Below are 11504 nucleotides of genomic sequence, written 5' to 3' on the forward strand. Positions count from 1 at the left end.
GTTGTCGACCGGTGCGTCCTCGGCGAGCTGGCCGACGACGACGACCGGCACCGGGCTGTCGGTGACGGCGGCCAGGTGGTCGGCGGGCCGAGCGAGGAGGCGATGGAGGAGTGCGACGCGCTGCTGATGGTCGGCACCTCCTTCCCCTACGGCGCGTACCTGCCGGAGCCCGGCCAGGCGCGGGTGGCGCAGATCGACTCGGACCCGTCGCTGATCGGGCTGCGGCTGCCGGTGGAGGCGCCGGTCGCCGCCGACGCGAAGCTGGCCCTCGCCGCGCTGCTGCCGCTGCTGTCGAGCCGTGACGGCGCGTTCCTGGCGAAGTACCGCAAGAAGAGCGACGCCTGGCGGTCCGACATGGCGGCGCTGGAGGACGCGGGCCGCGAGCCGATCGCGCCGCAGTACGCGATCGGCGTCCTCGACGATCTGGCCACCGACGACGCGATCCTGACCTGCGACTCCGGCACGATCGCCACGTGGGCGGCCCGGCACTGGACCATCCGCGGCGACCGCCGGTTCTACCTTTCGGGGAACCTCGCCACGATGGCGCCGGGACTGCCGTACGCGATCGCGATGCAGCTCGCGTACCCCGGCCGGCAGGTGATCGCCTACGTCGGCGACGGCGGCTTCGCGATGCTGATGGCCGAGTTCCTCACCGCCGTCCGGCACGAGCTGCCGGTCAAGGTCGTGATCAACAACAACAACTCGTACGGCCAGATCCTCTGGGAGCAGATCGTGCTCGGCTATCCGGAGTACGGCGTGCGGCATCGTCGGCCGGTGGCCGACTTCGCGTCCTGGGCCCGGGGGTGCGGCGCGTACGGTGCCAAGGTCGGCAAGCCCGGCGACGTCGCCGACGCGGTCCGCGCGGCACTGGCCCACCCGGGCCCGGCGCTCGTCGACGTCGACGTGAACCCCGACGAGCCGCCGATGCCGGGCAAGGTCACCTACGAGCAGGCCAAGCGGTTCACGGAGTCGTTCCTGCGCGGCCAGCCGCACAAGGTCGCCACGATGACCACCATCGCCCGCGACAAGATCAACGAGCTGAGGTCCTGACTTTCGGCCCGTGGGCCGCGCGCCGATGGGAAAATGGGTGGTTGCCAGCCGGCCGGCCCGGGCATCGACGATGCCGCGCCGACCGCCGACCCACCGCCGGTGCTCCGGCGCCGGTCGACCTTGGCAGGTGAATGCCTTGTCCGACGACAACGAAATCCGCCCCTTCCTGCTCGACACTCCGAAGGAAGCGCTGACCGACCTGCACGACCGGGTCTCGCACACGCGCTGGCCCACCCGGGAGCTGGTCGACGACCGGTCCCAGGGGGTGGGGCTCGACACGGTGCAGGCGTTGGCCCGCTACTGGACCACGGACCACGACTGGCACGCGTTCGAGGCGAAACTCAACGCGCTGCCGCAGTACACGACGACCATCGACGGCGTCGACATCCACTTCGTGCACGTCCGGTCGCCGCACGAGGACGCCCTGCCGCTGATCATGACCCACGGCTGGCCGGGCTCCGTCGTCGAGCTGCTCGACGCGATCGGACCGCTCACCGACCCGACCGCGCACGGCGGCCGGGCCGACGACGCCTTCCACCTCGTGCTGCCGTCGCTGCCCGGCTACGGGTTCTCGGGCGAGCCGACCGAGCTCGGCTGGGAGAACGGCCGGATCGCGGCGGCCTGGGCGGAGCTGATGAACCGGCTCGGCTACCGGCGGTACGTCGCGCAGGGCGGCGACGTCGGCGCGGCCGTGACGGACGCGATGGGGCGCATGGGACCCGACGGGCTGCTCGGCATCCACGTCAACCTGCTCGCGCTGGCGATCGGCCTCAAGGACAAGCTGCCGGCCGAGTCCGCGGAGGAACGCGCCGCGCACGACGCGCTCGAGACCTTCACCACGGACGGCTTCGGCTACTTCCAGGAGCAGACCACCCGACCACAGACCATCGGCTACTCGCTGCTCGACTCGCCCATCGGGCTGGCGGCGTGGATGCTCGACCACGACACGGACAGCTACTACAAGATGTCCCGCGCGTTCGTCGACGACGCACCGGTCGGCAACCTCACCAGGGACACCATCGTCGACAACATCACGCTGTACTGGCTGACCGGCACCGGCGCCTCGGCGGCGCGGTGGTACTGGGAGTTCGGCCGGTTCCTGGCCGCGGCCGACGCGTCCGGGCAGCCTCCGCCGCCGGTGCGGGTCCCGGTCGCCTTCACGACGTTCCCGGGCGAGCTGTTCCCCGCACCACGCAGCTGGGTCGAGGCGGTCTACCCCGACCCGCTCTACTTCAACGAGGTCGACCGCGGCGGCCACTTCGCCGCCTGGGAAGAGCCGGAGCTGTTCGCGACGGAGGTCCGCGCCGCGTTCCGTCCACTGCGGACCGGGTGAGTCTCACGCGCGGATCAGCGCGAGCACGGTGTCGGCGGTGCGGTCGAGGTGGCTGCGCCCGTCGGGCAGTCGGGCCGCCGCGCTGATGTAGCTGCGCGCGCCGACGTGGGTGGCCGGGTCGAGCCGGTGCACGGTGATCTTCCCGGCGCGCCGCGCGCGGTTCCAGTTGCTGCGTCGGCACAACCGCCAGCGTTGGGGGAACACCCAGGTGCCGAGGCGCTCGATCCGGTCGCCGGCGCTGGTGAGCCGGTGGAGGTGCGCGGCGCCGCTGATGTCGTTGGCACCGTTGTGGAAGCCGCCCAACGTGATCAACGAAACCGGGCAGCGCAGCTGGGCGCACAGCTCGTCGACCGCGCCGGTGGCGACCTGGGCACCGCCGCTGTAGCTGAGCACGACGACCGGGATCCCGCAGCCGGGCCGGTAGCCGGCCAGGCGGAGCTGGGTCGCGATCTGCCCGCCGACGGCCCGGTTGTAGAGCGGGCGGTAGCGGTGGTCGGCGGCGATGAAGATCTGCATCACGTTGTGCAGGAACAGCGACAGCGCGACGTGCCGCCGCAGCCAGGTCCACACCGGACGGTCGGCGAGGGCGTACGCCAGCGGTGAGTACGGCTGCACCTGGCCCAGTACCCGCAGTTCGGGCGCCCGCTCAAGCAACGCCTTGACCAGCCGGCCGCCGTCGCGGGTGTCGCGGTGGTGCCGCTTCCCGATGCCGTCGAGATAGACGAGGTACGCGGCCGGTGGTCGGTCCGGGCGGGCGCCCCGGGCGGGGGGCATGCCGCGGGGCGCCGTGCCGCCCGGTGCCCGCCGGCCCGCGGCGTAGGCCAGCACCTCGTGGCGGGCGAGCAGCGCCTCGGCGACCAGGACCGGTCCGAGCCCGCAGAGCAGCAACAGCAGCGCCACCTCGGTCATGTCCGCGGTGCCGGCGTCCAGGCGGTGTTGAGGCGGCCCGCCAGGCGGCGCACCGCCTCCACGGCGACGCCGAGGCCCACGCCCGCGAGGGCGACGCAGCCGGCGGCGGTCCACCAGCCGATCCCCGCCGCCGGTGCGAGCGCCCCGGCCAGGCCGGCACCCACGCCCACGAAGAGCACCAGATGCAGGACGGGCCCCAGCAAGGGGAACGCCAGGACCGCGGCGAGCAGCAGGGGCGCGGCCAGCCCCGGTGTCCACACGAGACCGGCCGGTGCGCCGGGGCCGATCACGCCGGTGAGGGCCAGCGCGAACAGGGGCCAGAGGGCGAACACCGCGGCCTCCACCACCGCGCCGCAGGCGAGCAGCGCGACCGCCCGGGCGCGGGAGAAACCGGAGCCCGGTGCCACCACGGGCAGCAGCCGGCCCGCGGCCTCGGACAGGCCGGCCAGCAGGAGGAGAATCGCCACCGTCATGGTCAGCCGCCCAGGTAGCGCTCGAGCTCGTCGGCCGCGCGCGGGTAGCCGCCCGCCTCGTGCTGGGCCGCCTGGAGGACGCGGGCGGCGCCACGGAACCGCGGCTCGTCCAGCAGGCGTTGCGCCAGGCCGCGGACGGCCTGCGTGGTCACGTCGGCGGTGCGCGGCGTCAGACCGGCGCCGAGCGTGACGACCCGGGCCGCGACCAGCGGCTGGTCCGCACCCTGGGGCACGACCAGCATGGGCTCGCCGGCGTGGAGCGCCTCGTTGACGCTGTTCATCCCGCCGTGGGTGACGAACAGCGCCGCCCGGGCCAGGACCTCGGGCTGCGGCACGGAGCGGCGGGCGACCACATTCGACGGCAGCGCGCCCAGCGCGGCGGGGTCGGTCCGGCCCGTGGCGACCACCACGCTTCCGCCCAGTGGCGCGAGCGCGGTGGCGAACGTGTGCAACAGCCGCGGGTCGGCGTTGAACACCGTGCCCAGCGACGCGTACAGGACCGGGTCGCGCAACCGGTCGACCGGGAACGGGTCGGCGCGGCGGGCGCCGATGCTCGGGCCGACGAACCGGTACGACGCGTCGAGCTCCTCGACGCCGGGCTGGAACATCCGCGAGGTGTAGACCAGGTTGAGCGGCTGGCGGATGTTGCCCAGGTCGACCAGCGGCAGGCCGTGCCCGCGCAGCCGCCGGCGCGCACGGAGGAACTCGGGCGTCGGCGAGCCGCGGGTGGGACTGGGCACCTCCCGGTTGAACGCGAACGTGGTGAAGGACGCGGCCGCCGGCACGCCGAGCGTACGGGCCGCGACCGCGCCCCACGGGCAGGCGGCGTCGTGGACGATCAGGTCGGGCCGCAGGCCGCGCAGCTCGGACAGCACGTCGGGGAGCACGGCGACGGCGGTGCGCGCGAGCCCGGCCAGCAGCGCCGCAGGCGTCGGCGGGTCCGGCAGCGGCTGGTCGCCCCCGGCGTACAGCAGGACCTTCGCGCCGGCGGCACCGACCTCGTCGGCGAAGGCGGGCGACGTGTGGTAGCTGACGGAGTGCCCGCGCCGGACGAGCTCGGCCACGACGGGAAGCGTGGGGTTGACGCGGCCGTGCATGGCGATGTTCAGGAACGCGATGGTGCTCACGTGGGTCCCTCCCGTCAGGCGAGCGTCGACCCGTCGACCGTGATCTTCCCGGCGGCCAGGTTCGCCTCGAGGTGATCCGCGTTGCCGGTGCCGGGAATCAGCAGCACGTTCGGGGCGCGTCCGAGCAGCCAGGCGAGCCCGACCTGGGCCGGGGTGGCGGCCAGCTTCCGGGCGGCGGCCTGGACCGCCGGGTCGTCGGTCACCTTCGGCGTGCCCGGGGTGGCGCCGCCGAGCGGGTGGAAGGGCACCCAGGCGATCCCTTCGGCGGTGCAGAGGTCGAGCAGGTCCTCGTGGTCACGGGCGAGCAGGCTGTAGGGATTCTGCACGGCGGCGACACCCGCGGGTGCCGCCCGATGCAGCCCGTCGAGGGTCACCCCGCTGAGCCCGATGGCGCCGATCATGCCCGCGTCGCGCATCGCGACCATGGCCGCGAGCTGGTCCTCGATGGCGACGGCCGCGACGGGAATGCGCGCGCCGACGTCGAGCCGCCGCAGGTACACCAGCGGCAGCCGCTCGACGCCCAGGCCGCGCAGGTTGTCCTCGACGCTCGCCCGCAGCTCCTCGGGCCGCTGCGCCGGTCGCATCGGCAACCGGCCCGCCGGGTCGGTATCGATGCCGACCTTGGTCGCGACCAGGACGTCGTCGGCGGGCCGCAGCGCCTCCCGCAGCAGGCCGTTGACGAAGCCGTTGCCGTAGACGTGTGCGGTGTCGACGTGGTCGACGCCGAGCTCCACCGCGCGCCGCAGCAGGGCGATCGCCGCGTCGCGGTCGTCGCGCAGGCGGGCGAGCTGCATCGCGCCGTAGCCGATGCGGGAGACCGTGCGGCCGGCGAGCGTACCGGTGTCCATGATTCCTCCTCGGGGTGTCAGGTCTGTGCCGCGACGAGGTCCGCGACGGCCGTCGCGTCGACGGCGCCGGGTCCGTCCGGGAACGCATTCTGGATGAGCAGGGACTGGAAGACCGCGACGAGATGGCCGGCCAGTCGCGTGGCGCGCGCGGCGGCCGCGTCGGCGGCGTGGCCCTCCGACTTCACCAGCCAGGCCTCGCAGCTCGCCCGGAACAGCGCGTGCATGCGGTCGATCGTCGTGCCGACGATGTCGCGGATGGCCGGGTCGGTGGTCGCCTCACCGAGCGCCTGCAGGGCGATCCGCGCGTCGTCGGGGTCGGCCGCCGCGGCGAGCTGGAGGATCACCTGGGCCGGGTTCGGCGGGTGTGGGCTGGCCGCGAAGGCCGCGACCAGCTCCGCCCGGCGGTCGAGGGAATCCTGGACGACCGCCCGGACGATGTCGGCCTTCCCGGTGAAGTGCGCGTAGATCGACCCGGCCGAGAGCCCCGACTCGGCGGTGATGTCGGCGACGGACGTGCGCTCCATCCCGGTGCGGACGAAGCACCGGCGTGCGGCCTGGACGATCTGGTCGCGACGTAGCTCCCTGCGAGCTTCGGTCAGCTTGGGCATGCCGCCCTCCTCGGCGCACAAACAGAATGGTTGCTTCGGTTGCGAGCGTACAAACAAAATGCTCGTTCTGTTAGTGCGGAGGATCACAGTCACATCCGGGCGCGCTGGACGGTCCTAGCGTTGAACAGGAGCCACACCCAACGGGAGGCATGTCATGTCGGAGCGCGCGGAACGTCGCATGTCCACCACGGTCCTCGTGGTCGGCACCGGAGGATCGGGGCTGCGGGCGGCGATCGAGCTGGCCGAGCGGGGCGTCGACGTGCTCGTCGTCGGCAAGCGGCCGCGGCTGGACGCGCACACCACGCTGGCCGCCGGCGGGATCAACGCGGCGCTCGGCACCATGGACGCGCAGGACAGCTGGCAGCAGCACGCCGCGGACACCATCAAGGAGAGCTACTTCCTGGCCGACCCGCGCACGGTCGAGATCGTGACCCAGGGCGCCGCGCGCGGCATCCACGACCTCGAGCGCTACGGGATGGCGTTCGCGCGTGAGGACGACGGTCGCATCTCCCAGCGGTTCTTCGGCGCGCACACGTACCGCCGGACCGCTTTCGCGGGTGACTACACGGGCCTGGAGATCCAGCGGACGCTCGTGCGCAGGGCGGAGCAGCTCAACATCCGGATCCTCGACTCGGTGTACGTGACGCGCCTGCTCGTCCGCGACAACGTCGTGTTCGGCGCGTACGGCTTCGACCTGAACGACGGCACCCGCCAGGTCGTGCACGCCGACGCGGTCATCCTCGCCACCGGCGGCCACACCCGGATCTGGCGACGCACGTCGTCGCGGCGGGACGAGAACACCGGAGACTCGTTCCGGCTCGCGGTCACGGCCGGCGCCCGCCTGCGCGACCCGGAACTGGTGCAGTTCCACCCGTCCGGCATCCTCGCGCCCGAGAACGCGGCGGGCACCCTGGTCTCCGAGGCGGCGCGCGGCGAGGGCGGCATCCTGCGCAACGCGCTGGGGGAGCGGTTCATGGAGCGCTACGACCCGCAACGCCTGGAGCTGTCGACCCGCGACCGGGTGGCGCTGGCGGAGTACACCGAGATCCAGGAGGGCCGTGGCACCGCGAACGGCGGCGTCTGGCTCGACGTCTCACACCTGCCGCGCGAGACCATCATGCGGCGCCTGCCGCGGGTCTACCAGATGATGCTCGACCTCCAGATGCTCGACATCACCGCGAGCCCGATCGAGATCGCTCCCACGGCGCACTACTCGATGGGTGGCGTCTGGGTCCGGCCGGAGGACCACAGCACGGAGGTCGAGGGTCTCTTCGCGGTCGGCGAGGCGGCCAGCGGGCTGCACGGCGCCAACCGGCTGGGCGGCAACTCACTGATCGAGCTGCTCGTCTACGGCCGGATCGTCGCGGTCGCGGCGGCTGACTACTCCGCCGGCCTGGAGGCGCAGCGGCGCTCCGCGGCCGCCACCGAGGAAGCCCGTGCCGAGGTCGACGAGCTGCTCGCGGCGGACGGCCACGAGAACGTGCGCGCGTTGCAGCGGGCGGTCCGCGACACCATGACCGCGTACGCCGGCGTCGTGCGCGACGAACAAGGCCTGCGGACCGGGCTCGCCGAGCTCGACGCGATCGAGGAGCGGATGACGGCCGTCGGCATCCACCCCGACATCGCCGGCTTCCAGGACCTCGCCCACGCCTTCGACCTGAAGGCGTCGACCCTGGCGGCCCGCGCGACGCTGGCCGCGGCGCTGGAGCGGCGCGAGAGCCGCGGCTGCCACAACCGCAGCGACTACCCGGACCTCGACCCCGCGCTGCGGGTGAACCTGGTCTGGTCACCGACCGGCGGCATCGTCCACGAGCCGGTCGCACCGGCGCCGACGGAGATCACCGACCTCATCGCGGACGCCGCCGTCTCGACGGTGGGAAAGCTCGTGGAGTGACGCCCCGGCGTTTCGCATCCGTCGGGAAGTGGTAAGTCCCTCGCCGCCCGGAAAGACGGGAAACACTCACCTTCCGGGCGTGGAGGTGGACCATGCGGTCGCGCACCTGGGCGGCCATCGCCGTGAGCCTCGTCGCGCTCCTCTGGGCCGGGCTCGGCCACCTGTCCACCCGCCCGGCGGACTTCCACGACTACCGCACGATGACGGTGCGGGCCGCGCAGTCCGCGTACGGTGCCGTCGGCACCGCCCGGTTGACCGGCGACGCGTTGGCCGCCGGCAAGGTGACGCGCGCGTACGCGGAAGCCGGCTTCGCCGACGCCCGCGAAGCGCTGTCCGCCGCGGCAGCGGGGTTCGCCGGGGAAGGGCCACCCGACGACCGGGCACGAAAGCTGCGGGACCAGCTGGCCCCGCTGCTCCGCGACGCGGCGGCGGCCCTCGACCGCCTCGAGGCGGCCCGCGACCCGGCCGCGTGGACCGCGGCGGCGGCCGCGGCCCAGCCCGTGGCGGACGGTCTGCGGGCGTTCGTCGAGGAACACGCGTGAGGCGGCTCCTCGCCGTCACCCTCGGCATCCTCACCGCCGTCGGCGGGTTCGTCGACATCGGCGACATCGTGTCCACATCGGAGGCCGGCGCCCGGTTCGGGCTTGCGCACGCCTGGGTGCTCGTCGTGGGCGTCGTCGGCATCTGCGTGTACGCCGAGATGGCCGGCCGGGTCAGCGCGGTCTCCACCCGACCCGTCTTCGACCTGGTGCGGGAGCGCCTCGGCCCGCGGGTGGCGCTGGTCAACCTGGCCGGCTCCTACCTGATCACCGTTGCCACGCTCGGCGCGGAGATCGGCGGGGTGGCGCTGGCGCTGCAACTGCTCAGCAGCGCGCCCTACCTGCTGTGGACGCCGCTGGTCGCGGTGCTGCTCTGGCTCGCGCTGTGGCGGGTGCGGTTCGAGACCCTGGAGCGCGTCTTCGGGCTGGCCGGCCTCACGCTGGTCGTGGTGCTGGTCTCCGCCCTGCGGCTGGACACCGACTGGGGGAGTGCGACACACGTGGTCCCGCCGCCGGGCGAGAACTGGCCCACCTACTGGTTCCTCGCGATCGCGCTGTTCGCCTCGGCGATGACGCCGTACGAGGTGTTCTTCTTCTCCTCGGGCGGCGTCGAGGAGAGGTGGACACCCAGGGACCTGACGGTCTCGCGGGTCAACGTCTTCCTAGGCTTTCCGCTCGGCGGGCTGCTCGCCTTCGGTTTTCTCGCCAAGTCCGCGGCGGTGTTCCATCCGCTCGGCATCCGGGTCGACACGCTGGGCCAGTCGGTCCTGCCGGCCGGGCTCGCGTTCGGACAGTGGGGCCTCGCGCTGGCGATCATCGGCGTGTTCGCGGCGACCTTCGGGGCCGCGATGGAGACCGGGCTGTCGGCCGGGTACACGGTCGCGCAGTACTTCGGCTGGGCCTGGGGCAAACGCCTGCGGCCGCGCCAGGCGACCCGGTTCCACCTGGTCGTGCTGCTCAGCATCCTGCTCGCGGTCGCCGCGCTGCTGACCACGATCGACCCGGTGCAGCTGACCGAGTACATGCTGATCTTCAGCGCGGTCGCGTTGCCGCTGACGTACCTGCCGATCCTCGTGGTCGCCAACGACCGCGACTACCTGGGCGACAAGGTCAACGGCCGGGTGGCCAACGTGCTCGGCATCGGCTACCTGGTGGTGGTTCTGGCCGCCGCGGTCGCCGCGATCCCGCTGATGGTGATGACCGGAATGGGAGGCTGACCGATGCTGCTCGCCTTCGACCTGCTCGACCGGCAGATCGTCGACCGGGACGGCACACCCGTCGGCAAGGTCGACGACCTCGAGCTGACCGGTGCGGTGGTCACCGCGCTGCTGACGGGGCAGCAGGCGCTCGGCAGGCGGTTCGGCGGCGCGCTGGGGCGGTGGATCACGAGCACCGCGTACCGGCTCGACGTCGACCGGCTCGGGCCGCGGCGCATACCGTACGACCTCGTCGCCCGGGTCGACTCGGCCGTTCACCTGTCGGTGCGGGTCGAGCTGCTGGACCCGCCGCCGCTGGAACGCTGGCTGGACGAGCATCTGGTCGGGCGCATCCCCGGAGCCGACGATGCCGGCTGACACGAGGGTCAGTGACCTGCTCGGCGTGCGGGTCGTCGACAGCGCCGGTCGACGGGTCGGCCGCATCGTCGACCTGCACGCCGACGAGACGGACGACGGTCCCCGGATCACCGCCGCCGTGGTCGTCCGCGGGCCGTGGGGACGCCTCCTCGGATACGAGCGCGCGCAGGCCGGCGGACCCTGGCTGCTGGAGACGGCCGCCCGCGCGATCCTGCGCCGCGACATGACCACGGTGCCGTGGAGCCGCCTACGGTTCGACCGCCCCGACCGCGCCACCGTGGTCTAGGCGCCCTGTTTGGTTGACCGCAGGTCGGGCAATCAGCCGTTACCAGGAGTTATCGCGGCAGAGGGAGTGCGGCACCGTGACCGACCAAGAGAACGAGCCACAGCAGGAGCCGCCGGGCACGCTCGGGGAGATGCGCAGCAAGCCCGACCACGGCGAGGACAGCTACCAGGGCCACGGACGGCTGACCGGCAAGCGGGCGGTCATCACCGGCGGTGACAGCGGCATCGGGCGCGCCACGGCGATCGCGTTCGCCCGCGAGGGCGCCGACGTCCTGATCGCCTACCTGGACGAGGACGACGACGCCCGGGCGACCGCGAAGCTCGTCGAGGAGGCCGGGCGCAAGGCCGTGCTCGTGCCGGGCGACCTGGCCGACCGCCAGCACTGCCGCGCCGTCGTCGACCGGGCCGTGGCCGAGCTGGGCGGCATCGACGTGCTGGTGAACAACGCCGCGTTCCAGATGACCCACGAGACCGTGGAAGAGGTCACCGACGAGGAGTGGCAGCACACGTTCGACGTCAACATCACCGCCATGTTCCGGCTCGTCCAGGCGGCGCTGCCGCACCTGGGCGCCGGCGCGTCGATCATCAACACCAGTTCGATCAACTACGACAGCCCGAAACCGACGCTGCTGCCGTACGCGACGACGAAGGGCGCGATCGCGAACTTCACCGCGGGCCTGGCCCAGATGCTCGGGGACCGCGGCATCCGCGTCAACGCCGTGGCGCCCGGTCCGATCTGGACGCCGCTGATCCCGTCGACCATGCCGCCGGAGCAGGTCGCCGATTGGCCGACGCGGGTCACGCCGGTGGGTTCTCGTTCACGCTGGACACGCCCAACTACGACCCGCACCCGACCGTCGCGGC

Annotated in this window: 13 protein-coding genes; 8 read left to right on the forward strand and 5 right to left on the reverse strand. The window is 73.0% G+C overall.

Going from position 1 to position 11504, the window contains the following annotated elements:
- Positions 1–1050, forward strand: a 1050-nt coding sequence (locus tag AB0H87_RS29475) for a thiamine pyrophosphate-dependent enzyme (RefSeq protein WP_360152675.1), incomplete at its 5' end; no start/stop codon positions are given.
- Between the two features lie 127 nt (positions 1051–1177).
- On the forward strand, positions 1178–2383 hold the full coding sequence (locus AB0H87_RS29480) for an epoxide hydrolase family protein (protein ID WP_360152678.1): 1206 nt from the start codon (positions 1178–1180) through the stop codon (positions 2381–2383).
- 3 nt (positions 2384–2386) lie between these two features.
- Here AB0H87_RS29480 and AB0H87_RS29485 read toward each other — a convergent pair whose 3' ends face one another.
- The 5 genes from AB0H87_RS29485 to AB0H87_RS29505 are packed head-to-tail and all read right to left on the reverse strand — an operon-like array spanning position 2387 to position 6348.
- Entirely contained in the window at positions 2387–3292 is a 906-nt protein-coding gene (locus AB0H87_RS29485; RefSeq protein WP_360152681.1) for a hypothetical protein, read from the reverse strand.
- Positions 3289–3759, reverse strand: coding sequence for a hypothetical protein (locus AB0H87_RS29490; RefSeq protein WP_360152684.1), 471 nt, complete (start codon positions 3757–3759; stop codon positions 3289–3291). The genes AB0H87_RS29485 and AB0H87_RS29490 overlap by 4 nt, the downstream gene beginning before the upstream one ends.
- Positions 3760–3767: 8 nt before the next feature.
- Positions 3768–4892 carry a macrolide family glycosyltransferase gene (locus AB0H87_RS29495; RefSeq protein WP_360152687.1) on the reverse strand — a complete coding sequence of 375 codons (1125 nt, stop codon included), beginning with the start codon at positions 4890–4892 and terminating at the stop codon, positions 3768–3770.
- Positions 4893–4906: 14 nt separating this feature from the next.
- Positions 4907–5740, reverse strand: a complete 834-nt coding sequence (locus tag AB0H87_RS29500) for an aldo/keto reductase (RefSeq protein ID WP_360152690.1) — start codon at positions 5738–5740, stop codon at positions 4907–4909.
- 17 nt (positions 5741–5757) lie between these two features.
- Positions 5758–6348, reverse strand: coding sequence for a TetR/AcrR family transcriptional regulator (locus AB0H87_RS29505; protein WP_360152693.1), 591 nt, complete (start codon positions 6346–6348; stop codon positions 5758–5760).
- A gap of 178 nt (positions 6349–6526) precedes the next feature.
- On the opposite strand from AB0H87_RS29505, the gene AB0H87_RS29510 reads away from it, so the two are divergent.
- The 6 genes from AB0H87_RS29510 to AB0H87_RS29535 form a co-directional block, all read left to right on the forward strand.
- Positions 6527–8242 (forward strand): FAD-dependent oxidoreductase, encoded by a 1716-nt coding sequence (locus tag AB0H87_RS29510; protein ID WP_360152696.1) that lies wholly within the window; start codon positions 6527–6529, stop codon positions 8240–8242.
- 92 nt (positions 8243–8334) lie between these two features.
- Complete coding sequence (locus AB0H87_RS29515) at positions 8335–8784, forward strand: hypothetical protein (RefSeq protein WP_360152699.1); 450 nt, start codon at positions 8335–8337, stop codon at positions 8782–8784.
- Positions 8781–9998 carry a divalent metal cation transporter gene (locus tag AB0H87_RS29520; protein WP_360152702.1) on the forward strand — a complete coding sequence of 406 codons (1218 nt, stop codon included), beginning with the start codon at positions 8781–8783 and terminating at the stop codon, positions 9996–9998. The genes AB0H87_RS29515 and AB0H87_RS29520 overlap by 4 nt, the downstream gene beginning before the upstream one ends.
- A 3-nt stretch (positions 9999–10001) precedes the next feature.
- Entirely contained in the window at positions 10002–10355 is a 354-nt protein-coding gene (locus AB0H87_RS29525) for a hypothetical protein (protein WP_360152705.1), read from the forward strand.
- Positions 10345–10641: a PRC-barrel domain-containing protein gene (locus AB0H87_RS29530; RefSeq protein ID WP_360152707.1), complete on the forward strand. Its 297-nt coding sequence runs from the start codon at positions 10345–10347 to the stop codon at positions 10639–10641. Before AB0H87_RS29525 ends, AB0H87_RS29530 begins: the two co-directional genes overlap by 11 nt.
- Positions 10642–10771: 130 nt before the next feature.
- On the forward strand, positions 10772–11504 hold a 733-nt coding region (locus AB0H87_RS29535; RefSeq protein WP_360152710.1), incomplete at its 3' end, for an SDR family NAD(P)-dependent oxidoreductase.

It is taken from the genome of Asanoa sp. NPDC050611 (assembly GCF_040654855.1).
Classification (GTDB): Bacteria; Actinomycetota; Actinomycetes; order Mycobacteriales; family Micromonosporaceae; genus Asanoa.